This is a genomic window from Amycolatopsis sp. WAC 04169 (assembly GCF_003947535.1).
Taxonomy (GTDB): Bacteria; Actinomycetota; Actinomycetes; order Mycobacteriales; family Pseudonocardiaceae; genus Amycolatopsis; species Amycolatopsis keratiniphila.
Map to the genome: position 1 here is coordinate 262063 of NZ_QHJI01000007.1, position 23457 is coordinate 285519.

The following is a 23457-nucleotide window of genomic DNA, read 5'->3' on the forward strand; positions in this document are numbered from 1 at the left end:
GAACCGCCCGCGCCGCAGGACGAGGGTGCTCACAGCGGCGCCGCCCCGTATTTGCGGACGGCCCAGATCAGCACCGGGCCGCCGAGGAACGCGGTCACGATCGCGACCGGGACCTCACCGGTCGGCAGCAGGATCCGGGAGCCGACGTCCGCGGCCAGCATCAGGACCGGGCCGAGCAGCGCGGCGAACGCGATCAGCCACGGGATCGACGCCCCCGCCACCCGCCGGGCCAGATGCGGCACGATCAGCCCGACGAACAGGATCGGCCCGGCCAGCGCGGTCGCCGCGCCCGCCATCAGCGTGATCAGCAGCAGGGTGACCGTCCGGACGCGGGCGACGTTCGCGCCGAGCGTATGCGCGACCGTCTCGCCGAGCGCGATGGCGTTCAGCTGACGGCTCACCGCGAACGCGCCCAGCAGGGACAGGCCGATGACGATCAGCGGGACCGTCACCGGCGCCTGTTCGCGACCGGCCAGCGAACCCACCGACCAGAACCGGTAGACGTCGAAGGTGTCCGGGAACAGCAGCCGCAGGCCGAGGGTGAGCCCCAGCAGCACGGCGCTCAGCGCGGTCCCGGCGAGCACGAGCCGCAGCGGCGACTTGCTGCCGACCGCGTACACCAGCGCCGACGCGCCGACCGCGCCCAGCACCGCCAGGCCCAGTTCGGCGGGCGCCGACGCGGCCAGACCGAACGAGGAGCCCACCGCGATGGCGAACCCGGCCCCGGCGGTCACGCCGAGCACGCCGGGTTCGGCCAAAGCGTTGCGGGACAAGGCCTGCACGAGCACGCCGCCGACGGCGAGCGCCGCGCCGACCCCGATCGCCAGCACCGCCCTCGGCATCCGGATGTCCAGGACCACCGCCCGGTCACTCGGACTCCCGTCGCCCAGCAGGGCGCGCACGACCTCGCCGGGGGCGATGGCGTGCGCGCCGACGCCGACGCTCAGCACGGCGACCACGACGAGCCCGAGCAGTGCGGCGCCGAGCAGCGCGGACCGCCCGGTGGTGGTCACTTCTTCAGCAGCGGCGCGAACGCCTGGTCGACGGCGTCCAAAGTGGACGTCGCGGCCCGGTAGGTGGCGGCCTCGGTGTAGCGGAACGGGTAGACCTTGCCCGCCTTCACCGCGGGGAGTTCCTTCCACAGCGGCGAGTCGAGGACGTACTTGACCGGCGCCGGCACGGAGCCGTCGGCGGCGACCGAGTAGGTGATCGCGTCGGCCTGCGCGAACGCGGTCGTCAGCTCCTCGATCGACGGGTACTCGCTGACGTCCTTCGAGCCGCCGCCCTTGACCTTGACCTGGCCGTAGTAGGTGGCGCCGACGTCCTGTGCGACGTTGGTGCCCCAGGAACCGTTGAACTCACGCTGGAAGTTGCCCTTGGCGACCTCGCCGTAGGCACCGACGTGGCCCAGCTTCAGCTGCGGCAGCACGGCCTTGTACTTCTCGGCGATTCCCTTGGCCTTGGTGTCGTACGCGGTCTTCAGCGCGTCGAACCCGGCTGCCGCACCGGCGGCGTCGGCCTGCTTGCGCGACAGCTCACGCCACATCGACGGCACCGACGGGCCGATCGCCACGACCGGCGCGATCGCTTCGAGCCGCTTGATGTCGATGTCGGCGAGCACCGGCTTCGGCACGCCGATCACGATGAGATCCGGATCCGCCTGCGCGATCGCCTCGTAGTTCGTCTCCGACGCCGACTCGCCCGCGACCTTCGCCAGCTCGTCGTACTTCTTGCGCTCCTGCTCGTTGAACAGCGGGATCCCCCGCTTCCAGCTGGACACCCCGACCAGCGGCGCGCCCGCTTCGAGCAGGGCGGGCACGGCGTAGCCGGTGGCGATGACCCGCTTCGGCGAGACCGGGATGGTGATCTGGCCGTTGTCGGCCGCGAACACCCGGGTCGGACCGCCATCCGCCTGCCCGGCGTCGCCGGACCCACAGGCGGTGGCCGCGGTCACGACCGTCAAAGCGAGCGCGAGCGCTCCGGCGAGACGGCGGGTTCTTGTGGTGCGCATGGGTTTTCCTCGGTTTTCTTGGTGGGGATCAGTGGTCGTGCTCGTCGTCGAAGTCCGCGACGCCGCGTTTCCAGTAGCCGGTCACGTCGTGGTCGTCCTTGCCGAGCCCGAGGTCGTTCTTGAGCCAGCGGCGCAGCGGTTTGATCTGCCCCGCTTCACCGGCGACCCAGGCGTAGAGCCGTTCACCGGCGGGGACCTCGATGGTCTGGACCGCGCGGGCGAGGACGTCGGAAGCGCCCGGCGCGACGTCGCCTCGATGCAGCCAGTGCACCTCGACGTCTTCGGGTGCGGACAGCTCGATCTCCTCGCCCGCGTCGGTGACCTCGATGAACGCCCAGCCCGCGGCGGTGCGCGGCAGTTCTTCGAGCCAGCGCGCGATCGCGGGCAGCGCGGTGACGTCGCCGGCGAGCAGGTAGCGGTCGTAGGTGTGCGGCACGATCAGCCCGCCGGGCGGACCGGCGACGTGCACCGGCGTGCCGGGCGTGACCTTCTCGGCCCATCCGGAGCCGAGCCCGCCTTCGTGCAGCGCGACGTCGAGGTCGAGTTCCCCGGAGGCCGGGTCGTACCGGCGGACCGTGTACTCGCGCGACGTCGGCGACGGCTTCGGCCAGCGCAGCATGTCGCCGTCCTGCACCGGCAGCCTCGGCTCGGCGTCGAGTTCGGGGAACAGGATCTTCACGTGCTCGTCGGGCGAATGCGCCTCGAAACCCGCCGTTCCCGGCCCGCCGAGGGTGACCCGGAGCAGCCCGGAACCGATCATCTCGGTGCGCACGACCTCGGCCCGCCGGATGCGGATCGGATACGGCACCTTCTCCGCGTGCCGTCCCGCGCGGACTTCGGCGATGCGCTCCAGATGCCGGTGGCGATGGTCGGCGCGGCTCACGCGGTGCTCCCGGTGAGGACCCGCGTCCAGTGGCCGAGGGTCGGCTGTTCGGCGAGGTCGGCGAATTCGAGCGTGTCGGCGCCCTCGGTGCGCCACTGCTCGACCAGGCCCATGATCCGCATCGAGTCGAGGCCGAGGTCGGTGAGGTCGGTCTCCGGCTTCAGCTCGGCCGGGTCGCAGCCGAGGAGTTCGGCGACGTCGGCGTGGATCTTTTCGACGGTCAAGCTCATCGCGGTGCTCCGGCGTGGATCGGGGCCAGCGCGGCGAGCGCGGCGGCCGTGGTGGTCAATGCGCCGCAGCGCTGGGCGACGTACTCGCAGGCCTGGTCGTGGCGTTCGCGGGAGAAGTCCGCGACCGCGTCGCCGACCAGGAACGGCTGGATGTCGCGCATGAACGCCTCGACGGCGGTGGCCTGGCAGCCGATATGCGCGTAGACCCCGGTGATCAGCAGCTGATCCCGGCCCGCTTCCGCGAGCTGCTCGGTGAACGTGCTGCGCTGGAAGGCGCTGTAGCGCCACTTCGTCAGCACCTTGTCCCCCGGCTTCGGGGCGAGCTCGGCCACCACGTCGGCCGCGGCCGGGTCGTCGTCGATGACCGCGCCGATCCCGTCGCCCCAGAACTCGGTGAGCAGGCCACGGTCCTCGGCGGCCTGGTGGCCGGGCTGCGCGGTGTAGAACACCGGGACCCCCGCGGCGCGGGCGGCGTCGGCCAGCGCGGCGATGTTCGCGACCATCTCCGGGACCGGGGATCCCGCGTACGGCGCGAGGAAGTACCGCTGCGCGTCGTGCACCAGCAGCGCGGCACGGGCGGCGTCGGGTTTCCAGCCGACCCGTCCGGCGGGCAGCTCGGCCTCCGTCGGGAGGGCGTAGGGCTCGATCTTGGGCAGTGACACTCTCACTTCTCCTTCGCCAGAGCGGCCAGCGCCGCCCGCAGCTCGCGTTTGCTGGTCTTGCCGACCCCGGTCACCGGGAACTCCGGCACCACCTGGACCAGATCGGGCACCTTGAACGCCGCGACCCCGCGTTCGCGGACGAACCGGCGCAGCTCCGCCGCGGCGGGTGCGGCAACATCCGGATCGGGCACTGCGACGACGTAGGCGCAGGTGCGCTCGCCCAGGTACGGGTCCGGCACCGCGACGACGGCGGCATCGAGCACGCCGGGGTGGGCCATCAGGTGGTTCTCGACCTCTTCCGCGGCCACCTTCTCGCCGCCGCGGTTGATCTGTTCCTTGGCCCGGCCGACCACTTCCAGATGCCCGGACGGATGCCGTCGCACGAGGTCACCGGTGCGGTAGAAACCGTCCTCGGTGAACGCGGTCTTGTTGTGCTCCCCGGCGCGGTAATAGCCGCGGATCGTGTACGGGCCGCGGGTCAGCAGCGCGCCGACCTCCCCCGGTGCGACGACGTCGTCCGAAGTGGACAGTTGATCGTCCGGATTCACCACGCGGATCTCGTCGTCCGGCGAGATCGGCCGTCCCTGGGTGGCGAGGACGTACTCGTCCGGGTCGTCGAGCCGGGTGTAGCAGACCAGCCCCTCGGCCATGCCGAACACCTGCTGCAGACGGCATCCCAGCGCGGGCCCGATCTTCTCGGCCAGTTCACGGGCGCATTTCGCACCGCCGACCAGCAGGACGTCCAAAGAGGACAGATCGCGCCCGGTCCGCGCGGCCGCCTGCGCCCACGCCGCGGCGAGCGGCGGTACGAGCCCGGTGATCGTCACGCCTTCGGCCTCGATGAGCCGGAACGCGGTGTCGGCGTCGGGCCGCGGCGCGAACACCGTCGCCGCGCCCGCGTGCAGCGCGCCGAGCAGGCCGGGCGAGCTGAGCGGGAAGTTGTGCGCGACCGGCAACGCGGCCAGGTACACGCTTTCCGGGCGCAGGCCGCAGATCCGGGCGCTTTCCCGGACGCTGTAGAGGTAGTCGTCGTGCGTGCGCGGGATCAGCTTGGGCAATCCGGTGCTTCCACCGGACAACTGGAGGAACGCGACCCCGGCGGGATCGGGATCCGGCAGAGCGCGCGGAGTCGCCGCTTCGAGCACGGCGAATTCCTCCGTGCCGACGACGAAGACGTTGCGCACCGAGGGGATCTCGGCCGCGACCGCGCGCGCCATGGCCGCGTGGTCGAACCGTTCGTGTTCGCCGACGGTCAGGATCGCCGCGGCCTCGCTCTGCTCGGCGAAATGCCGCAGTTCGCTCGCGCGGTGCGCGGGCAGCGCGAACACCGGCAGCGCACCGGCCCGCCACAGCCCGAACACGACGGACGCGAACTCCGGCACGTTCGGCAGTTGCACGACGACCCGGTCGCCCGCCTGGATCCCGGCCCCGGCGAATCCGGCGGCGAGCCGGTGCGCGCGCTCGTCGAGTTCGGCGAACGTCCAGCGGGCGTTCTCGCCGATCACGGCGAGGCGCTCGGCGTACGCCTCGGCGAGGCTGGTCAGCAGCTTGCCGAAGGTCTGGCCGCGCCAGTACCCCGAAGCCCGGTAGCGCGCCGCGGTTTCCGGCGGCCAGGGCACGTGATCGGCGGTCATTCCACTCCCTCCAGACCGAGGGCCCGCAGCATGGTGCCGAATTTCGCGCCGGTCTCGGCGAGTTCGGCCGCCGGATCGGAACCCGCCACCACTCCCGCGCCGGCGAACAGCCGGACGGTCCGGTCCCGGACCTCGGCGCAGCGGATGGTGACGACCCATTCGCCGTCACCGTCCTGATCGGTCCAGCCGACGAGACCCGCGTAATAGCCGCGATCCTCGGGTTCGAGCGCGGCGATGGTGTCGCGGGCGAGTCCGGTCGGGACGCCGCAGACCGCCGGTGTCGGATGCAGTGCCTCGGCCAGTCCGAGCGCGGACGAACCGGCGTCGCTCGCGTCGGCGAGGCGTCCGCTGATCTTGGTCGAGAGATGCCACATCGTGGGCGTGCCGATCACTTCGGGTTCGGCGGGGACGTCGAGGTCGACGCAGAACCGGCCCAGCACTTCGGCCACCTGGGCGGCGACGTGCGCGTGTTCGTCACGGTCCTTTTCGGACGCGAGAAGCCCCCTGATCCGCCGGGAGTTCTCGGCGTCGTCGGCCACCCGCGGCCGCGATCCCGCGAGCGGGTTGGCCGTGACGACGCGACCGCGGCGGGAGACCAGCAGTTCCGGGCTCGCGCCGATCAGGGTGCGCGGCGCGGGATCCCCCGGCGCGCTGACGTCGACGGCGAAGGCGTGGGCGGCCGGGTCCGCGTGGACGAGCCGCGCCAGCAGCCGCGGCACGGCGACGGGGCCGCCGCCGGTGACGTCGAGGCAGCGGGCCAGCACGATCTTGCGCAGGTCGCCGTCGCGGATCTCGTCCAGCGCCCTCGCCACGGCAGTGGTGTAGACCTCCGGCGCGGGCCGCGGCGACACCGTCCAGTTCCCGCCGAGCGGCGCGACCGGACCACTCGCCTTCGGTGGTCCTGCCTTGCGCACCAACGCGGGCACCACCAGGCTGCTCGGCGCGTCGGGCCGGAATCCGATCGCTCCGGCGACGACGGGTTCGGTCACTCCCGCCACGAGGGCGGCGTCGAGGACTTCCGCGGCGGCGCGGGCACGCATGCCCGGCGCCGCGTGGACCGGCGCGTACACCCCGTCGGCGAGCAGCGATCCTCGGGCGGACGAGTAGTAGAACGATCCGGGCAGGTATGCCGCCAGCAGATCGGCCGCCTGATGGACCGGCCTTGGCCGGGCCGGTGCAGGTGAGGACACGACTGGATTCCCTTTCGCGAATACTACTGACCGAACAGGCGCTCGTGATACCCCAGCACGAAGCGCCGACTACGACTTTTCGGTTAGCCTAACCTAATCGTACGGACCCGAAAAGTCTTCGTTGCGTCATCGAGATCACGCGCGGAGCGTCGCGCCGCCGTCGACGTAGAGGTTCTGCATCGTGATGTGCCGCGCGCGATCGGAGGCCAAAAACAGGACGGCGTCGGCGATGTCGGCCGGTTCGGCTATCCGGCCCAGTGGTATGCCGACACGGTATTGCCCCGGATTTCCCGCGATGACACGGTCCGCGCCGTTCTCGTCCGTCCACAGTAGACGTTGCATGTCGGTGTCGGTCGAACCGGGCGAGACGATGTTGCAGCGGATGCCGGAGCCGGCGAGTTCGAGCCCCAGGCAGCGGGTCAGCATCGTCGCGGCCGCCTTCGACGCGGCGTACGCGGCCATCCCGCTGCGTGGGACTCCCGCCGCGTTCGACCCGACCGTCACCAGCACACCGCTCCGGCGGGGCAGCATCCGGCGGGAAATCTCGCGGAGCACAGTGAAGACTCCGGTGGAGTTGACCGCGAAAGTCGCCGCCCAGTCCTCGTCGCTCGTGTCGCAGACGGACCCCGGCTTCAGTACACCCGCGACGGACGCCCCGATCCCGATCGGCCCGAGTTCGCTTTCGACCTCTTCGACCACCCTCGCGACGGCGGCGGGATCACCAACGTCCGCGACGAACGAGGTCACCCCGTCCCGGGAAGCGCTTTCGACCAGGTCCACCGCCGCCACGATCGCGCCCGCCTCGGCGAGCCCGTCGACGACGGCCGCCCCGATTCCGCGCGCACCCCCGGTGACGAGCGCGACCTTGCCCTCGATCCCCTCCACGCCACAACCACCCTACATCCGGTTTGCTTAGCCTTGCCTAAGCTATCGGGCCTGCTCGGACAAAGCGAGGGACCGACACCGGTGATTCGGGACACTTCCCTTTGGGGCATGGACGGCAAAAATGCCGTGGTGCGCGAGCGTCCGCGTGTGCATGGCCGCAGTCCGTGAAGGCCTCCTTCACTACCCTGAAGGTAGGGAAGGAGGCCTTCACCACTCTCGCGGCCGCCGGGGGCTCCTTTCGTCACATTAGACGCGGCGAAGGGAGCCTTCAGCCCACAGCCGTCACCGCACACGAACACGACGCCTAACCAGGCAAAGGACACGACAGCGGACCCCGCACGGATCCCCCGCCCCGCAACGTGATCTGCGCACTCCCGCCGAGAGAATCCCTGGCAGTGCACACGATCTGGTCGACCGCCCTCGCCGAAAGCCCGGCGACGTCGATCGACAGGGTCACCGTGACCCCGTTCGGCGCGGGTGTCTGGTCCAGCACCGTGGTGCCGGACGGGACTTCGGTGGTGTACTGCCGTTCCCGCTCGCTCTCGTCCGGTCCGGCGGCGAGCAGGTCGAGGCTCACCGGCGGCGACTCGTCGGCGAGCGGGCGCAACACCCGCACCGGTTGCCCACCGGACAGGAAGTAGAGCACCGCGGCATTGGCCGGGCCCGCCGGTGCGGGCGCTCCGGTGATCACGGCGCTCGGCCGGACACCGCAGCCCGCGACCACCGAGACGAGCAGAAACGCCGAGAACCAGATCTTCCTCATGCCGCCACTCCCCGCCGGGGCAAGCGCAGGGTGAACACCGCGCCACCATCAGTGCCGTTGGCAGCGCTCAAGGTGCCGCCGTGCAGCCGGGCGTTCTCCCAGGCGATCGCCAGCCCGAGCCCGCTGCCGCCGGACCTCGCCCTGGCCGAATCCGCCTTGTAGAACCGGTCGAACACGTGCGGCAGCACCTCGGGCGCCAGTCCGGGACCGCGATCCGAGACCGCCAGCGTGATCTGCTCCCCCGCCTCGGAAAGCCGGAGCGAGACGGGCTTTTCCCCGTGCCGCAAGGCGTTTCCGACCAGGTTCGCCACGATGACGTCGATCCGCCGCGGATCCCACTCGGCGAAGATCCCGGAGGGCAGGTCTCCTTCCACCTCGTTCGTCCAGCCCCGGATGCGCAGGCTCGCCGTGATCACCTCGGCGACGTCGACTTCCTCCGGTGCCAGCGCGGCGGCCCCGGCGTCGAAGCGGGAGACCTCGATGAGGTCGTTCACCAGCCGCGTCAAATTGTGCGTCTCCTCGATGCTCATCTTCGCCGCGCGCCCGGCGTCCCCCGGCAGGCTCGACGCCTCCTGCTCCAGCACGTCCGCGACCGCGGTCATCGCGGCCAGCGGGGTGCGCAGTTCGTGCGAGACGTCGGCGACGAACCGCCGCGCGTCGGCTTCCATCCGCTCCAGCTCACCGACATGGCGTTCCAGCGAGTCGGCCGTCTCGTTGAACGTCCGCGCCACCCCGGCCAGTTCGTCCGAACCGCGGACGCTGACCCTGGCCCGCAGGTCGCCTTTGCCCAGCCGCCGCGCCGCGTCACCCAGTTCCCGCACCGGCCGCAGGACCCCGCGGGCGGCCAGCAGCGCCAGCCCGATCGCGAAAACGAGCGCCAGCCCGCCGATCAGCCAGGCCCGGGTGGCGAGTTCACCGATGTTCCGTTCCTCCGGCACCAGCCAGCCGGCGACATAGGCCTCGATCCCGGACGCCTGCCGTTTGCCGTTCGGCAGGACGACGATGAACGCGGTTCCCACCACCAGCATCGGTTTCCCTTCGGACATGACCCGCTGCCACGCGACCGACCCGGACTTGACCGCCGCCCGGAGTTCCGGCGAGATCAGCGCCCGCATCTGCTCGCTCCCGACCGCCTTGTCCTCGTAGAAGACCAGCGAGTTCAGGTCGCGATCCGACAGTTCCCCGCTGATCCGGTTCAGTGTCGCGTCGCTCGGCGGCAGCGGGCCGAGCGGATACAGCGCGGTGGCCTTGTCGACCAGGACGCGGGCGGTGGCGTCCTGCGCCTGCTGGAGGATCAGTGTCCGGGACTGGACATAGGTGCCGCCGGCGACGGTCGCGGCGGTGATCACGACCAGCAGGCTGAACGCGACCAGCAGCCGCGTACGCAGACCCCAAAGTTTCACAGCGGCCCGAACCGGTAACCGAATCCGCGGACCGTCTGCACGTACACCGGCGCGGACGAGTCGTCCTCGATCTTCGCGCGCAGCCTCTGCACGCAGGCGTCGACGACGCGGGAGTCGCCGAAATAGCCGTGCTCCCACACACTTTCCAGCAGGTACTGGCGGCTGAGCACGCGGCCGGGGACCTGGGTGAGTTCGAGCAGCAGCCGCAGTTCGGTCGGGGCGAGGGCGAGCGGCTTGCCCGCCTTGGTCACCGTCAGCCCGGCACGGTCGACGCCGAGATCACCGTGCCGCTCGCTCTCGGCGGGCGCGGGCACCGCGGGCGCCGGTTGCCCGGTGCGGCGCAGCACCGCGCGGATCCTGGCCTCCAGCACCTGGGCCCTGGCGGGTTTGACCACGTAGTCGTCCGCCGCCGCGGCGAGCCCGGCCACCACGTCGATGTCCTCGTTGCGCGCGGTGAGCATGATGATCGGCAGATCCCCCGCCGCGCGGATCCGGCGGCACACCTCGAAGCCGTCGAGTCCGGGCAGCATGAGGTCCAGCACGACGATGTCCGGCGGCTTCGACGCGAGCCGGGCGAGGCCTTCCTCACCGGTGGCCACCGCGTCGACCGCGTGACCGCGTCCGCCCAGCGCCATGCTGAGCCCGTCACGCACGGCTTGGTCGTCCTCGATGAGCAGCACCCTGGGCATGCCGACGACTATCGCAGCGCCGGACGGAATCCGCTCGTCCATGACACGCCATGGTGCCCATCCTGTTTCCGCGGAACGTCCACGGAATGTCATCGTTGCGTCACGACGTGAACCGTGCGGAACGGTGACATTTTCGTCGGCGTTCGCGCACGTCGCCGCGATCGGGTTCGGACAGGCGGCCGCGACCGTTGACGGCATGAAAGAACTCCTGCTCGCGGCGATCACCCGAGTCCTCGCGGTCCTGCTGCTGATCCCGGCGTGGCTGGTCTCCCCCGGCCGGGCCCGCGGTCTCGCCTGCGGCTGGGCGCTGTCGCTGCGGTTCCCCGCCGAGAACCTCGCCGGGCTCACCCCCGGAACGCTCGCCGCGTTCACCGACGCCAGGACCGAGGCGTTCTGGCGGCATCGCACGCTCCTCGGCGTGACCTCGGGCCATCGCGACGCCGCCGAGCAGCATCGGCTGTTCCTCGCCGAAGCCGGGCGGAAACGGGTCCTGCCACCGAAGGATTCCGCGCACGTCCGGGGCACCGCGCTGGACGTCCGGCCGCGCGAAGGCGCGCAGTGGCTGGAGGACCATGGCGCCCGCTTCGCGCTTTACCGGATCTACGACAACGAATGGTGGCATTTCGAGTACCGGCCCGGCGAGGTTCCGCCCGAGCGGTTGCCGCATCCGGGCTGGCGGGCCGGTGTCAGCCGGTGACCGTGATCCGCGGTGCCAGTGCCGCCAGGAAATCGGGCGCGTCGAAGATCTCGCCCGCCGACACGACCCCGGTCGCCTTGACCCGTCCGTCGAGCACGCGCTGGACGGCCTCCACCACCAGCGGCGCCGTGATCGCGTAGATGTCCTGGCCCCGCGCGACGATCCGCCGTTCCTCCCCGCCAGACCGCACGACGACGTCGACCACGAACTCCTGCGAGGACGGGCCGTCGGAGGGAGGCGCGGGCGTCTCGGGCGTCACCACCTCGCGTGCCGCGTCCACGGTCATGTACGTGGTGACTTCGGGGATGTCGAGGTGACTCGGCACGGTGACGACGTCGGCCATCGTGAACTCGCCGAGCACGGCGCGGGTCCCGAGCGGCGCGGGGAAGTCCCAGTCCAGCTCCGGCAGCTCGTCCTCGCGGCGTTCGATGCGGCCGCCGGAGAACCGGATCCGCTTGCCGTCGCGCCGTTCCCGCGAGACCTTGCCCGCCGCGCGGGTCCCGTCCGTCGGATGCCAGCTGCTCAGCGCGTAGGCGATGTGCGCTTCGTCCGCCGAAGTCCACTCGCCCATGGCGGCGGTGACCATCAGGTCGCCGAGCCCGCCGAAGAACGCCATCGCCGGGACCACCGTCGCTCCCCCGGCACGGCCGGCGAAGTCCGCGAAGGTGTCCATGTTCGCTTCGAGTTCCGCGGCCACGTCCAGATACGGGACGCCTGCCCGCAGCGCCGCTTCGATCACCGGCGCGGCGGTGTCCGCGAACGGCCCGGCGGCGTTGATCACCGCGTCCGCGCCCACGAACGCGCGGTCGAGCGAAGCCGGGTCGTCGACCGAAGCCTGACGGATCTCGACGTCGGTCCAAGGCAGGGCATGCAGTTTGGCCTCGTCGCGCCCGACGGCGAGCACGCCGAAGCCGCGCTCGCGCAATTCCGCCACCACGAACCGCCCGGTGTGCCCGTAGGCCCCGAACACCGCGACGTCGTACGTACCCATGGTTTCTCCTGCCCTCGGTTGATCCACTGTGGACCATCCTGTCGGCGGAGCACGCCGGTCGACAGTGTCCGGAACGCCATCATGCGTACACTTTCGGACATGAGTACGGTCGCCCTCGCCGCCACGGACGGCATGCTGCAGTTCGAGCTGTCCATCGCCCACGAGGTCTTCGACACGGGCCTGTACGAATTCGGGGTCTACGGCTCGGAAGCGGTGCAGGTCGGGCGCTTCCTGCTCGAACCGGATCACGGGCTCGAACGTCTCGCGCGTGCCCACACCGTCATCGTCCCCGGCTGGGCCGACATCGACACCGATCCGCCCGCGGACCTGGTCGAGGCCGTGCGTGCCGCCCACGAAGCGGGCGCGCGGGTCGCCTCCCTCTGCACGGGCGCGTTCGTCCTGGCGGCCGCCGGCCTGCTCGACGGCCGCCGCGCGACGACGCATTGGGCGCACACCGACGTCCTCGCCGCCCGGTATCCCGCGGTCGAGGTCGATCCCGACGTCCTCTACGTCGACAACGGCAGCGTGCTGACCTCGGCGGGCAAGGCCGCCGCGATGGACCTGTGCCTGCACCTGGTCCGCCGCGACCACGGTTCGGCGGTCGCGAACACCGTCGCCCGCCGTCTGGTCGTGCCGCCGCACCGCGCGGGCGGGCAGGCCCAGTTCGTCACCACCCCGGTGCCCGACCAGGACGACCATCCGCTCGGCGGGCTGCTCCCCTGGGTCACCGAACGGCTGGACCGGCCGCTGACCGTCGAAGACCTCGCCCGGCAGGCCAACATGAGCTCCCGCAACCTGGCCAGGCATTTCCGGTCGGCGACCGGGACGACGCCGCTGCGCTGGCTGCTGACCCAGCGCATCCGCCGCGCGCAGGAACTCCTGGAGCGGACCGACGACAGCATCGACCTGATCGCGGAGGCCACCGGGATGGGCACCGCCGCGACCTTGCGGCGGCACTTCAACCGAACCGTCGGCGTGCCGCCGGACAGCTACCGCCGCACCTTCCGCGCGGCTAGCGCAGCCGTGCCGTGATCAGATCCGCGACGGCCGTCATCCCGGCCTCGTTCGGGTGGTACGGCACGCGGCCCTGCGTGGTCGAGTAGCGCTCCATCCACGGGACGGCGGCGCAGGCGTCGTGATCGGCACTGGCCGCGGCCGCCGGGATCAGGGTGGCCCGCTCGGCGCGCGCCGCCCGCCGGGTCGCCACCGCCAGCCGGTCCGCCACCTCGCGTTCGAAGGCGAGTTGCTCCGGCGTGAGCGGAACGCCGTCACACGCGGGCCTTTCGCCCGGAACGATCGTCAGGTAGTCGACGACCAGCACCCGTGCCCGCGGCGCGCGCCGATGGACCTCCGCGATGACGGCGCCGATCTTCTCGTGCACCGTGGTGAGCGCCGTGCGGACGGCGTTCCGGTCGACCTGACCGCAGTTCGCGCCGCCGGTGTTCTGGCAGCCGTAGGTGAACAGGCTCCCGACGTAGCCGACGTCGTTGCCGCCGATGGTGATCGTCACGAGCCGGGTGTCCTGGGTGACGGCCTCGATCTGCGGCGGCTGCCCGGCTTGACCGGTGGTGAGGATATTCGCCGTCGTCGCGCCGCTGCAGGTGACATCGGTGAGGGCGAGACCGCGTGACCCCGCGACGAGACTCGCGTAGTTCTTCGTCGAACGTCCGCATGCCGCCGGAGTTCCGGTTTGCTGCGGTGGGATTCCCGGCCCCGCCGCGAAGGAACTGCCCATGGCGACGTAGCGGGCGGGTGCGTCCGCTTGCGCGGGCGGGGTGGCCAGAAGGGCGACCGAGGCCGCGGCGAGCACCGCGGCGGATATCCGCTTGAACATGTCGAACCCCTTATCTCGTAAAGGTGACCGGTTCCGGTCCCGCGATGCCGTCGATGGCACCGAGGGCGAGCAGATCTTCGGGGCGTGGCTTGAGCGCGTCGGCGAGCGTGGGAACGTCTTCGTGTCCCCGCTTGAGGATCCCGGCCGCCAGTTCCGGGGCGATGACGGAGAAACAGGCGTCCGGGGTGAGCCAGATCCGGTCCGCCGAGCAGAAGGCGAGCGCGCCGCCCGATCCCCCTTCACCGATCACCAGGGTGGTGATCGGCACCTCCGCCGCCGCGATGGTGCCGAACAGTTCGGCGATCGCGTTCACGGCGCCGTCGGCCTCCGCGGCCGGATCGGCGGCCGCGCCCGGGGTGTCCACGAGCGTCAGCACCGGCAGCCCCAGCCGGTCGGCGAGACGGATCAGCCGGGTCGCGGACCGGAAACCGCCGGGGGTGGTCGCCGTCCCGGTCTGCGCCGCGAACGCGATGGCCCGCCCGCCCCGGCTGCCGATCCCGCAGACGGCGCCATCGTCGTCGACGCCGCCCCTGAGGGTGACGCGGGTGTCGAAGTAGTCGTCGAGGTAAGGGTCCGCGCGGGGCCTGTCCGCCGACCGGGCGCGTTGGACGGCCCGCCAGCCGTCCGGCGCGGCATCGAGGGCGCCGAGCGCGCGGGGCAGCTCCGCCGGACGGTTCCGAGAACCGCCGGTCAGCAGGCCGAGCCAGATCTCCAGCCGGTCGGCGATCTCGTCCTCGGCCACCAGTTCGTCGACATATCCGGCCGCGTACTGGCTTTCCGCCGTATATGCGGGATCGTCGGCGTACCGCCGCGGCCGCACCCGGCGGCCGGCGAAGCCCACCTGCGCGCCGGGTACGGCGAGCACGACATCGGCATAGGCGCCGAGGGAGGCCCACACGCCGCCGGTGGTGGGGTGCCGCGCGACGGTGATGTGCGGCAGCCCTGCTTCCCGCAACCGCGCGAGACCACGCGCGATCCGTTGCAGTTGCCGGAGCGCGGGAACGCCTTCCTGCATCCGGGTCCCGCCCGTCGACAACAGGGAGACGACGGGAAGCCGGTGTGAGCGGGCCTGATCGAGCGCTTCTTCGAGCAGCGCGCCGGTGCGGGTGCCGACCGAGCCGCCGAGGAAGCCGAACTCGAAGCGGATCGTCACGGCCTCGTGGCCGCCGAATTTCGCGCGTTCCCAGACGACCGACTCGTCCGTGCCCGTACGTTCCCTGGCGCGCGCCAGGGATTCGGCGTAACCGTCCCAGCCCAGCGGGTCAGTCATGGAGCGCCCTCTTGAGGACCTTGCCCATCTCGTTGCGCGGCAGCGCTTCCAGGTAGTGCACCACCCGCGGCCGCTTGTGCGGTGACAGAAGTCCGGCGACGTGGTCGGCGAGTTCGGCCGCCGTCGGTTTGTCCGCGGCGGGGACGATCCAGGCCACGATGCGCTCGCCGAGGTCGTCGTCCGGCTCCCCCGTGACGGCCGCTTCGACGACCCCCGGATGTTCCAGGAGCGCGTTCTCGATCTCGCCCGCGCCGATCTTGTAGCCGCCGCTCTTGATCAGGTCGGTGGCCCGGCGGCCGACGATGCGCACGTAGCCGTCCGGGTCGCGGATCGCCATGTCTCCGGTCTTGAACCATCCGTCGTGCAGCGCGGCTTCCGTGGCGTCGGGCCGGTTCAGGTAGCCGAGGAACAGGTTCGGGCCGCGGACCTCGATCTCGCCGACCGTCTCACCGTCGAGTGGTTCCCCGGCGTCGTCGACCAGCCTCAGTTCGACACCGGGCACCGGCGGTCCGACCGCGCCGGGCCGCCGGTCCCCCGTGGCCCGGACACCGCAGTTCATCAGCGTCTCGGTCATGCCATAACGTTCGACGACGCGTTGCCCGGTCGCGGCGGTGATCCGCTCGTGGTCGGTCGCGGGCAGGGCCGCCGAACCCGAGACGAGCAGCCGCGCCGCGCCCACCCCGGCGGCCAGCGCGGGATCGGCCTCGCAATCGGCCGCCAGCCGGTGATACATCGTCGGGACACCGAAGAGCATCGTCCCGTCCCCGGCGAGTTCTTTCGCGGCGGCTTCACTCGAGAACCGCCCGAGGTGGTGCAGCGAGCCGCCCCGCCGCAGCGGGCCCACCACGCCCAGGATCAGGCCGTGCACATGGAAGAGCGGGAGGGCGTGCACGAGGACGTCGGCCTCGGTCCAGGCCCAGATCTCGGCGAGCGCGTCGAGATTCGACGCCACCGCGCGACGCGGGAGCAGGACTCCCTTCGGTGGCCCGGTGGTGCCCGAGGTGTAGATGACGAATGCCGGAGCCTCCGGATCCGGTTCGTCGCCTCGCCACGGCGTGCCCGAGACGTCCAGCTCGACCGGAACCCGTTGCAGCGCCCCGAGTTCCGGTGGCAGCGCGACATCTGGCTCGGCCAGCACGAGCTCCGGCGTGCTGTCGGCGACGATATGCGCGAGTTCACGCGATCCGGCCTTCGGGTTGATCGGCACCACCGGGACTCCGGCGGTCAGCGCGGCCACGATCGCGACACAGGTCCGCAGCGTCGGCGTCGCCCACACCGCGACCCGCGTGCGGCCCGCGAGCCCGGTGGCGATCGGCCCCGCGACGGACGCGAGTTCGCCGTAGGTCAGGGATTCGTCACCGAAGCGCAGGGCGACGCGGTCGTTCCCGGCGGTCAGTCCGGACAGCATGGATCTCCTCCTCAGCCCCAGTTGGGCACGACGAACACGAGCCAGGCGATCAGCGGCACGACGGCCACCACGAGCGCCCCGTAGACCAGAAGTTGTTTGAAGAACTTGTCGCGGTCGACGTCCTTCGCGTTGGCGAGGACGAGCGCACCGTTGGTGGAGAAGGGACTGACGTCCACCATCGTCGCCGAGACCGCGAGGGCGGCGATCATGCCGACCGGCCCGATCGTGCCCTGCGCCAGGAACGGGACGGCGAGCGGGATGAGCGCGCCCATCAACCCGACCGAAGACGCGAACGCGGAGACCACACCGCCGATGTAGCAGAGGAGAAGCGCCGCGAGCAGCGGGATCCCCACGGTGGTGACCGCGTTGCCGACGTAGTCGATGGTGCCGATCTCCTTCAGCACCGCCACGTAGGTCAGCACGCCGCAGATCAGCAGCACCGTCGGCCAGGTGATTTCGGAAACCGCGGAGCGGCTCGTCTTGGGCCACGCGACGCTCAGCAGGACGGCGACGGTGATGGCGGTCAGCCCGGGGTCGAGGTCGAACACCAGGGTGCCGACGACGAGCGCGACCAGCCCGGTCAGCGTCACGATCTTGGGGCCGTCCAAGGGAATGCGCTGTTCGTGCGGCAGCGGCTCCTCGTCGGTCTCGGCTCCGCCGGCGCCCGCCGTCACGAGCTGGCGGCGCCGCAGTTTGGTCCCGCCGAGGACGACGAAGAGGACGCCCGCGATGGCGAGGTTCATGCCCAGGCTCGCGAAGAACAGCACCACGGGGCTGCCGGCGATGTGGTTGCGTTCGACGATGCCGTTGACGATCGAGCCGTAGACGCTGATCGGCGAGAACCCGCCGCCTTGCGCGCCGTGCACCACCATGGCGCCCATGAGCAGCGGGCTGATCTTGTAGCGGGCGGCGAAACCGAGCGCGATCGGCGCGACGATCGCGCAGGCCGCCGGGCTCACCGCGCCGATCGCGGTCAGCGCGCCGGTGACCACGAACATCACCCACGGGATGAGCGCGATCCGGCCGCCGACCAGCCGGACGGCCGCCGCCACCAGCCAGTCGGTGGTGCCGTTGGCCCTGGCGATGGCGAACAGATAGGTGACCCCCACCAGCACCACGAAGATGTCGCCGGGGAAGCCGGCGAAGATGCCGTCGGTGTCCAGTCCACCGGCGAGAGTGCCGACGAGGAACGCGCCGGCGAAGGCTAGTGCCCCCATGTTGATCGAGCGGGTCGTGGCGAGCGCGAAGATCACCACGAGGACGAGGATCGAGATCAGCTGGGCGGACATGACCGTCCTCCTTGACGGCGGGAGCCCCCTGGCGAGTGGCCGAGTGGACTAGTGGCTGAGCCACTTTCCCTGCGAGTGGCTCACTCTGTCAAGGGATCAGCCAGTGAAGGGATGGGTGGTAAATTGGCTGAGCCACTTGTCCAGTCACGGGAGGGGACCGAGTGCCGGAGGCGTTGAGCCGGTTGAACCGGGCGAAGCTCTACGAGCAGGTCGTCGAGCGGATCAAGGCGCACGTCGAGGAGTCCGGCCTGCACGCGGGAGACAAGCTCCCCAGCGAACGCGATCTCGCCGAGCGGCTCGGGGTCAGCCGTGCGTCGATCAAGCAGGCGATCGTCGTGCTCGAAGTGCAGGGGCTGCTCGAGTCCCGCCACGGCGGGGGCACCTATCTGCGCAACGACCACCTCGACGTCGAACCGGTCGACGAACTCGTCGCCCGTCGCAGCCGGCTTCCGGAAGTGCTCGAAGCACGGGAAGCGATGGAGACCAAGCTGGCCGAGCTGGCCGCGCTGCGGCGATCCGACGAGGATCTCGCCGCCATCGACGCGGCGCTGGAGTTCATGAAGTCCGAGATCGAGGACGGTGGGCACGGCGCCGAGGGCGACCGCCGGTTCCATGAAGCGATCACCGCGGCTGCGAGGAACGCCCTCCTCGCCGAGTTCATGCGCTCGATCGACATGCAGATCGCGGAAAGCCGGAACGAGTCGCTGCGGCAGCCCGGCAGGCCGTGGCGTTCGCTGAGCCAGCACCAGAGGATCGCCGAGGCCATCCGGGCAGGCGCACCGAAGGCGGCGGCGAACGCGATGCGACAGCACGTCCAGACCGTCAGCAAGGTCCGGCTGCTGACCTGGGACCCGCAGGCCGACTAACGCACGAGCAGACCTTTCGCGGCGATCTCCGTGGCCACGGTGAGCAGCCGGCGAAGCTGCTTTTCGTCGCGCCGCAAGGCATCCGGCCGCCAGCCGAGACTGATGACGCCGTTCCACGCCGCCCACAGCACGGTGGCGGCCTCCTCGGCGTCGATGTCCCGTAAGTCGCCCGCCGCCATGCCTTCCCGCAGGGCGCGCACGAGTCGCGCGTTCTGCTCGGCGACCGACCGGGCGAGCCGCTCGGCGAGTTCGTGGCCCGCCGCGTAGCCACCGGGCTCGCGCGGGAACGCCAGCATCCGGAAGTAGTCGGGGTTGGCCAGATAGAACGCCAGGTACTCGTCGGCCGCGGCGTAGATCTGCTCGATCGGCGTGCGGCCGGGGACATACGCGCGATCCATGTACTCGCGATCGGCCTGGAGCGCGCGCTCCACCACCGCCGCATGCAGGCCCGCTTTCGAGCCGAAGTGGTTGTAGAGCGAGCCGACCGCGACGTTCGCCCGTTCGGCGATCTCCTCGACGGTGACGTCGTCGACTGGGCGTTCTCGAAAGACCTCGTCCGCGGCGCGCAGGAGCGCGGCGATGGTCCGTTCCTTGCGCGGGTCCACCCCGTGAGCTTACCGGTTCTTGTAACCGTTGCAAGAACCACGCTACAGTTTTGCAACGATTACAAGAAGTCTCGGACGAAAGGCGGCGGGCATGACGAACTGGGCAGGTACCAGCTGGCGCGATCCCCGGCTCGGCGCCGTGAAGGAGGCGGAACTCCCCTCGGGAACCGTGCGCTATCACGAGACCGGGACGGGTCCGGTGCTCGTTTTCGTCCACGGCTATCTGGTGAACGCGAATCTCTGGCGAGCGCTCGTCCCGCTGCTCTCCCCCGCTTTCCGCTGCATCACCCCGGACTGGCCGCTCGGCGGGCACCTCGTCCCGATGCGGCGGGACGCCGACCTGACCCCGCCGGGGATGGCCGCCGTGATCGCGCAGTTCCTCGAAGCGCTCGATCTGACCGACGTCACGCTGATCGGCAACGATTCCGGCGGCGCCTACAGCCAGATCGCCGCCACGACGTACCCCGACCGCATCGCGCGCCTGGTGCTCAACAGCTGCGAAACCCCGGAGTGCTCCTGGCCGCCCGGCCCCGGCGGCTTCGAGCTCCTCAAGACGACCGCCGCCCATCCCGCGACCTATCGGGCGCTCTACCAGGCACTGCGGATCCGCCGCACCTGGCGCTGGCGCAACACTTACGGCTGGCTGGCCAAGTACCCGATCGACGCCCGGGCCATGGAGAGCTTCATCGGCCCGGTGCTGACTGATCCGGCGATCCGCCACGACGGCCGCAAGGCCATCGGGAGCGTGTCCGCGCGGTACACCCGTGAGGCGGCGGCCCGCCTCACCGACCGCTTCGCCAAGCCGATCCTGCTCGCCTGGGCCGCCGAGGACCGCGTGTTCCCGCTCGCCCACGCCCGGCGGTTCGCCGAGCGGCTGGACGCGCCGCTCAAGACCATTTCCGACAGCTACGCCTACACGGCCGAGGACCAACCGGCGAAGACGGCCGCCGTGATCACCGAATGGGCGTGACTGCTCGGGCGACACGGCGCGTCGTCCCTCTGGACACGCGTGTCGTCCCTCTGATCACGCGAGTTACGCCCCTGATCACGCGAGTTACGTGCCTGATCACGTGAGTCACGCCTTTGCCCACGCCCCGGCGATCACCGCGACAAGACCTTGCCCAACCGCCGCAGCCCTTCGGCGATCGTCTCCGCACCGTGCGCGGCGAACGACAGCCGCAACGCCGACCGGTCCGGCTCCCCCACCTGGAACGCCGAGCCCGGTACGAAAGCGACGTCGTGACGCAACGCCTCGGGGAGCAGCCGGTCCGTGTCCGCGCCGCCGGGAAGGGTGACCCAGACGAACATCCCGCCGTCCGGGTCGGTCCAGATCGTTCCGGGCGGGGTGACCGCGGGCAGTTCGGCCATCATCGCGTCGCGGCGCACGCGGTAGGTCGCGCACAGCCGCCGCACGTGCGCGTCGAGGTCCGCGGCGGCCAGATACTCGGCCGCGGCCGCCTGATCGATGGTCGACGTGTGCAGATCGGTCGCCTGCTTGAGGATCGTGACCCGCCGCAGGAGCTCGCCCGGCGCCCGGAACCAGCCCAGCCGCATCCCCGGGGAGATCACCTTCGAGAAGGTGCCGAGGTAGATCGTGCGCCCGGCGAGTTCCGGACGGGCCGACAGCGGTTCCTCGCGTTCGCCGCGATACCGGAGTTCGTGGTACGGGTCGTCCTCGACGAGCCAGAACCCGTGGCGCGCGATCACTTCCGCGAGCGCACGCCGGCGCGCCGGGCTGACCGTGCGCCCGGACGGATTCGAGAACGTCGGGACCAGATACAGCAGCGAAGGCCGTTCCCTGGCCGCGATCTCGTCCAGCGCCGCCGGGTCGATCCCCTCCTCGTCACCGGGGACGGGCACGATGCGCGCCTCCGCGAGCTGGAAGCACTGCAGCGCCGAGAGATACACCGGTTCTTCCACCAGCACGGTGGCGCCGGGGTCGAGCAACGCGGTGCTCAGCAGTTGCAGGCCCTGCTGCGAACCCGTGGTGATCAGGAGATCGTCCACAGTGGTCGGGAGCCCGCGGCCGGACAGCCGCTGCGCGAGCAGCTCACGCAGCCGCGGATTCCCTTCAGTGGGCGAATACTGCAAGGCGCGCTGGGCGGCGCCGTCCGCGAGTGCCCGGTCGAAGGCGGCGCGGAGGCCGTCCACATCGAACAGTTCCGGCGCGGGTATGCCGCCGGCGAACGAGATCACGCCCGGGCGGGCGGTGAGCGCGAGCAGATCGCGCACGGGAGAACTGGTGACACCGTCCATACGACGGGCAAGGGGAAGAGACATGGCAGCTCCTCGGGAGAAACGTGCGGCTCCAGTGCAGCAGCCGGGGATCTTCCCGCGCGAGCAAGCAACTACCGCCACGATAGCAGTTTCGCCTGTCCTAGGCTGTTGTCCGTGCCACTCGTGGAAATCACCTACGCGCCCCATCTTCCCGAAGCCACCCTGCGCGAACTCGGCTCGGTCCTGCCGCATCTCGTGTCCCTCGCGGTGGAATGCCCCGAGGAGCCCTACGACGGCGACCTCCAGCCGGGCGACGTGGAACTTCGCTTCCGCACCCCCGGGCCGTTCGACCGCTTCGGACTCGACCTCCTCGTCGAGGTCCGGTCGAAGTGGTTCCCGAGCCGGGCGGACAACCGCCAGGAGCGGGTGGACCTGCTGCGCACGAGCATCGAGTCCGCGACCGGCATCGACGACGTCGGCGTGTATCTCGCACTGCCCGTCGCCGCTTGGTCGCAGTCGGACTAGGGCGTGTCCTGTAAGTCTGTTCGATGGGCTTCGTGATCCAGGTGGTTCCTGGCGGTGCGGGCGGATCGGCCTCGTACCGGGTCGTACTCGGCCGCATCCGCCCGTGCCGCCAGGGGCCGCCTGGGCGCGAAGACCGCGAACAAGACTTGCAGGACACGGCCTAGCGCTCGCCGAAAACGTGCCGCCGGACGAATGGGCTCCGGAACTTGCCGTCCGGGTCCAGTTCGGTGGCCAGCGCCCGGAAATCCGCCAGCTTCGGGTACTCCGCCGCCCGGTGGAAGAGCTTCCCCCAATGCGGCCGGACGTCGAACGGCGCCAGCCGGTCCTCCATCACGGGCAGCAGCGCCCGGACCGCGTCCTCGTCCGGCAGCCAGGTGAAATGCAGTGCCATCCGGTCGCCGCCGTGGAACGGGCTGAGCCACAGCTCGTCCCCCGCGACCGTGCGGATCTCCGAGGTGAGCAGCACGGGTGCCAGCCGGTCCCCGATGGCGCGCATCGCCTCCATCGCCGCGACGGCGTGCCGGAGGGGCACGAAGTACTCGGTCTGGAGTTCGTTCCCGATGCTGGGCGTGAAAGCCAGGCGGAAATGCGGGATCCGTTCGTGCCACGGGCCCGGCACCCCGAGCTGCCGCGTGCAGTTGTCCGCCGGGATGCCCGCCGCGTGGGCCGGATGCCGCGGCCCGTCCGCCGCCTTCGCGCCGAAGAAGTCCGCACCCGGCCGCCCCGGCCCCTTGACCCAGACCTGGTCGACCTCGTCGCGGGCCCAGTTCGTGAACAGGCTGACGCTGTAACCCGCGTCCTGGATCTCGTCGAAATGGTCGTACACCGACTCCCAGGGCAGGCCGTCGAAGACGTCCTGCCGGAGGTCGAAGGACGGCACCAGGTCGAGGGTCAGCCGCGTCACCACACCCAGCGCGCCGAGCCCGACCACGACCCCGTCGTGCCGGGTGTACGTCTTCACCTCACCGTCCGCGGTGACGAGCTCCAACCCGGACACCGCCGACGCGAGGCTCTGGTTACGCCGCCCGGAGCCGTGCGTCGCCGTCGCGACAGTGCCCGCCACGGTGCAATGAGGCAGCGAAGCGAGGTTGGCCAACGCGAAACCGGCCGCGTGCACCTGGACCGCGATGTCGCCGTAGCGGGCCGCCGCGGGTACCGTGACCGTCGCCGATTCCGGGTCGAGGACGACCTCGGTACCGAGCGCGGACAAGTCGAGCAGGACACCACCCGGACAGTCCGCGATGTCGTTGAAACAGTGCCTGCTGCCGAGCGCCTTGACCGCGGCCGCTCGGGAGACCGCTTCTCGAACCTCGTCGAGATCGCGCGGGCGAAGGATCCGCTCCGCGGTGAAGGTCCGATTGCCCGCCCAGTTCGTCTCGCGCACCAGGCCCAGCCTAGATTGCCG

The 23457-nt window shown here is 70.9% G+C and carries 24 protein-coding genes; 5 read left to right on the forward strand and 19 right to left on the reverse strand.

Annotated elements, in window-relative coordinates:
* Window positions 1-29: 29 nt before the first annotated feature.
* From DMC61_RS20505 to DMC61_RS20555, 11 genes are all read right to left on the reverse strand, one after another.
* On the reverse strand, window positions 30-1013 hold the full coding sequence (locus tag DMC61_RS20505; RefSeq protein WP_125690655.1) for an iron ABC transporter permease: 984 nt from the start codon (window positions 1011-1013) through the stop codon (window positions 30-32).
* Window positions 1010-2011 carry an ABC transporter substrate-binding protein gene (locus tag DMC61_RS20510; RefSeq protein ID WP_125690656.1) on the reverse strand — a complete coding sequence of 334 codons (1002 nt, stop codon included), beginning with the start codon at window positions 2009-2011 and terminating at the stop codon, window positions 1010-1012. The genes DMC61_RS20505 and DMC61_RS20510 overlap by 4 nt, the downstream gene beginning before the upstream one ends.
* A 28-nt stretch (window positions 2012-2039) precedes the next feature.
* Window positions 2040-2894, reverse strand: a complete 855-nt coding sequence (locus DMC61_RS20515) for a siderophore-interacting protein (protein WP_125690657.1) — start codon at window positions 2892-2894, stop codon at window positions 2040-2042.
* The gene (locus tag DMC61_RS20520; RefSeq protein ID WP_016333892.1) at window positions 2891-3124 is read right to left on the reverse strand and encodes a phosphopantetheine-binding protein; all 234 of its coding nucleotides are present in this window, start codon (window positions 3122-3124) and stop codon (window positions 2891-2893) included. Before DMC61_RS20520 ends, DMC61_RS20515 begins: the two co-directional genes overlap by 4 nt.
* Window positions 3121-3792 carry an isochorismatase family protein gene (locus tag DMC61_RS20525; RefSeq protein ID WP_043848092.1) on the reverse strand — a complete coding sequence of 224 codons (672 nt, stop codon included), beginning with the start codon at window positions 3790-3792 and terminating at the stop codon, window positions 3121-3123. Before DMC61_RS20525 ends, DMC61_RS20520 begins: the two co-directional genes overlap by 4 nt.
* Complete coding sequence (locus tag DMC61_RS20530; protein WP_125690658.1) at window positions 3789-5420, reverse strand: (2,3-dihydroxybenzoyl)adenylate synthase; 1632 nt, start codon at window positions 5418-5420, stop codon at window positions 3789-3791. The genes DMC61_RS20525 and DMC61_RS20530 overlap by 4 nt, the downstream gene beginning before the upstream one ends.
* Window positions 5417-6610: an isochorismate synthase gene (locus DMC61_RS20535; protein ID WP_125690659.1), complete on the reverse strand. Its 1194-nt coding sequence runs from the start codon at window positions 6608-6610 to the stop codon at window positions 5417-5419. The genes DMC61_RS20530 and DMC61_RS20535 overlap by 4 nt, the downstream gene beginning before the upstream one ends.
* 135 nt (window positions 6611-6745) lie before the next feature.
* The gene (dhbA, locus tag DMC61_RS20540) at window positions 6746-7495 is read right to left on the reverse strand and encodes a 2,3-dihydro-2,3-dihydroxybenzoate dehydrogenase (protein WP_125690660.1); all 750 of its coding nucleotides are present in this window, start codon (window positions 7493-7495) and stop codon (window positions 6746-6748) included.
* A 304-nt stretch (window positions 7496-7799) separates the two neighbouring features.
* Window positions 7800-8258, reverse strand: coding sequence for a GerMN domain-containing protein (locus DMC61_RS20545; protein ID WP_125690661.1), 459 nt, complete (start codon window positions 8256-8258; stop codon window positions 7800-7802).
* Window positions 8255-9661 carry an ATP-binding protein gene (locus DMC61_RS20550; RefSeq protein WP_125690662.1) on the reverse strand — a complete coding sequence of 469 codons (1407 nt, stop codon included), beginning with the start codon at window positions 9659-9661 and terminating at the stop codon, window positions 8255-8257. The genes DMC61_RS20545 and DMC61_RS20550 overlap by 4 nt, the downstream gene beginning before the upstream one ends.
* Window positions 9658-10392, reverse strand: coding sequence for a response regulator transcription factor (locus tag DMC61_RS20555; RefSeq protein WP_125690663.1), 735 nt, complete (start codon window positions 10390-10392; stop codon window positions 9658-9660). The genes DMC61_RS20550 and DMC61_RS20555 overlap by 4 nt, the downstream gene beginning before the upstream one ends.
* A gap of 154 nt (window positions 10393-10546) precedes the next feature.
* Here DMC61_RS20555 and DMC61_RS20560 point away from each other — a divergent pair, with 154 nt between their 5' ends.
* Complete coding sequence (locus DMC61_RS20560; protein ID WP_125690954.1) at window positions 10547-11047, forward strand: M15 family metallopeptidase; 501 nt, start codon at window positions 10547-10549, stop codon at window positions 11045-11047.
* On the opposite strand, the gene DMC61_RS20565 is transcribed toward DMC61_RS20560, so the two are convergent.
* Complete coding sequence (locus DMC61_RS20565) at window positions 11037-12038, reverse strand: trans-acting enoyl reductase family protein (protein ID WP_125690664.1); 1002 nt, start codon at window positions 12036-12038, stop codon at window positions 11037-11039. The genes DMC61_RS20560 and DMC61_RS20565 overlap by 11 nt on opposite strands.
* Window positions 12039-12137: 99 nt before the next feature.
* On the opposite strand from DMC61_RS20565, the gene DMC61_RS20570 reads away from it, so the two are divergent.
* On the forward strand, window positions 12138-13070 hold the full coding sequence (locus tag DMC61_RS20570; RefSeq protein ID WP_199750049.1) for a helix-turn-helix domain-containing protein: 933 nt from the start codon (window positions 12138-12140) through the stop codon (window positions 13068-13070).
* Here DMC61_RS20570 and DMC61_RS20575 read toward each other — a convergent pair.
* The 4 genes from DMC61_RS20575 to DMC61_RS20590 are packed head-to-tail and all read right to left on the reverse strand — an operon-like array spanning window position 13051 to window position 17839.
* Window positions 13051-13872: an SGNH/GDSL hydrolase family protein gene (locus DMC61_RS20575; RefSeq protein ID WP_125690665.1), complete on the reverse strand. Its 822-nt coding sequence runs from the start codon at window positions 13870-13872 to the stop codon at window positions 13051-13053. The two genes, DMC61_RS20570 and DMC61_RS20575, sit on opposite strands and share 20 nt — an antisense overlap.
* A 10-nt stretch (window positions 13873-13882) precedes the next feature.
* Entirely contained in the window at window positions 13883-15142 is a 1260-nt protein-coding gene (locus DMC61_RS20580; protein WP_125690666.1) for a carboxyl transferase domain-containing protein, read from the reverse strand.
* Entirely contained in the window at window positions 15135-16550 is a 1416-nt protein-coding gene (locus DMC61_RS20585) for an acyl-CoA synthetase (RefSeq protein WP_125690667.1), read from the reverse strand. The genes DMC61_RS20580 and DMC61_RS20585 overlap by 8 nt, the downstream gene beginning before the upstream one ends.
* An 11-nt stretch (window positions 16551-16561) precedes the next feature.
* On the reverse strand, window positions 16562-17839 hold the full coding sequence (locus DMC61_RS20590) for an SLC13 family permease (RefSeq protein WP_125690668.1): 1278 nt from the start codon (window positions 17837-17839) through the stop codon (window positions 16562-16564).
* Between the two features lie 161 nt (window positions 17840-18000).
* Between DMC61_RS20590 and DMC61_RS20595 the strand changes: the two genes are divergently transcribed.
* A complete protein-coding gene (locus tag DMC61_RS20595; protein WP_125690669.1) occupies window positions 18001-18705 on the forward strand; it encodes a FadR/GntR family transcriptional regulator in 705 nt (234 codons plus the stop codon).
* Here the strand turns inward: DMC61_RS20595 and DMC61_RS20600 are convergent.
* Entirely contained in the window at window positions 18702-19310 is a 609-nt protein-coding gene (locus DMC61_RS20600; RefSeq protein ID WP_125690670.1) for a TetR/AcrR family transcriptional regulator, read from the reverse strand. The genes DMC61_RS20595 and DMC61_RS20600 overlap by 4 nt on opposite strands.
* Window positions 19311-19401: 91 nt before the next feature.
* Between DMC61_RS20600 and DMC61_RS20605 the strand changes: the two genes are divergently transcribed.
* Entirely contained in the window at window positions 19402-20280 is an 879-nt protein-coding gene (locus DMC61_RS20605; RefSeq protein WP_125690671.1) for an alpha/beta fold hydrolase, read from the forward strand.
* Between the two features lie 131 nt (window positions 20281-20411).
* On the opposite strand, the gene DMC61_RS20610 is transcribed toward DMC61_RS20605, so the two are convergent.
* Window positions 20412-21590, reverse strand: coding sequence for a PLP-dependent aminotransferase family protein (locus tag DMC61_RS20610; protein WP_233594875.1), 1179 nt, complete (start codon window positions 21588-21590; stop codon window positions 20412-20414).
* Between the two features lie 111 nt (window positions 21591-21701).
* On the opposite strand from DMC61_RS20610, the gene DMC61_RS20615 reads away from it, so the two are divergent.
* Complete coding sequence (locus DMC61_RS20615; protein WP_125690672.1) at window positions 21702-22052, forward strand: hypothetical protein; 351 nt, start codon at window positions 21702-21704, stop codon at window positions 22050-22052.
* Window positions 22053-22212: 160 nt separating this feature from the next.
* Here DMC61_RS20615 and DMC61_RS20620 read toward each other — a convergent pair whose 3' ends face one another.
* On the reverse strand, window positions 22213-23436 hold the full coding sequence (locus tag DMC61_RS20620; RefSeq protein ID WP_125690673.1) for an FAD-binding protein: 1224 nt from the start codon (window positions 23434-23436) through the stop codon (window positions 22213-22215).
* Window positions 23437-23457: the final 21 nt, after the last annotated feature.

What these genes read in the sequence shown, in the direction of transcription:
- DMC61_RS20510 (WP_125690656.1), bottom strand. Translation starts at nt 2,011, where the DNA reads ATGCGCACCACAAGAACCCGCCGTCTCGCCGGAGCGCTCGCGCTCGCT.
- DMC61_RS20520 (WP_016333892.1), bottom strand. Translation starts at nt 3,124, where the DNA reads ATGAGCTTGACCGTCGAAAAGATCCACGCCGACGTCGCCGAACTCCTC.
- DMC61_RS20530 (WP_125690658.1), bottom strand. Translation starts at nt 5,420, where the DNA reads ATGACCGCCGATCACGTGCCCTGGCCGCCGGAAACCGCGGCGCGCTAC.
- DMC61_RS20545 (WP_125690661.1), bottom strand. Translation starts at nt 8,258, where the DNA reads ATGAGGAAGATCTGGTTCTCGGCGTTTCTGCTCGTCTCGGTGGTCGCG.
- DMC61_RS20555 (WP_125690663.1), bottom strand. Translation starts at nt 10,392, where the DNA reads ATGGACGAGCGGATTCCGTCCGGCGCTGCGATAGTCGTCGGCATGCCC.
- DMC61_RS20560 (WP_125690954.1), top strand. Translation starts at nt 10,547, where the DNA reads ATGAAAGAACTCCTGCTCGCGGCGATCACCCGAGTCCTCGCGGTCCTG.
- DMC61_RS20565 (WP_125690664.1), bottom strand. Translation starts at nt 12,038, where the DNA reads ATGGGTACGTACGACGTCGCGGTGTTCGGGGCCTACGGGCACACCGGG.
- DMC61_RS20570 (WP_199750049.1), top strand. Translation starts at nt 12,138, where the DNA reads ATGAGTACGGTCGCCCTCGCCGCCACGGACGGCATGCTGCAGTTCGAG.
- DMC61_RS20575 (WP_125690665.1), bottom strand. Translation starts at nt 13,872, where the DNA reads ATGTTCAAGCGGATATCCGCCGCGGTGCTCGCCGCGGCCTCGGTCGCC.
- DMC61_RS20580 (WP_125690666.1), bottom strand. Translation starts at nt 15,142, where the DNA reads ATGACTGACCCGCTGGGCTGGGACGGTTACGCCGAATCCCTGGCGCGC.
- DMC61_RS20585 (WP_125690667.1), bottom strand. Translation starts at nt 16,550, where the DNA reads ATGCTGTCCGGACTGACCGCCGGGAACGACCGCGTCGCCCTGCGCTTC.
- DMC61_RS20590 (WP_125690668.1), bottom strand. Translation starts at nt 17,839, where the DNA reads ATGTCCGCCCAGCTGATCTCGATCCTCGTCCTCGTGGTGATCTTCGCG.
- DMC61_RS20605 (WP_125690671.1), top strand. Translation starts at nt 19,402, where the DNA reads ATGACGAACTGGGCAGGTACCAGCTGGCGCGATCCCCGGCTCGGCGCC.
- DMC61_RS20610 (WP_233594875.1), bottom strand. Translation starts at nt 21,590, where the DNA reads ATGTCTCTTCCCCTTGCCCGTCGTATGGACGGTGTCACCAGTTCTCCC.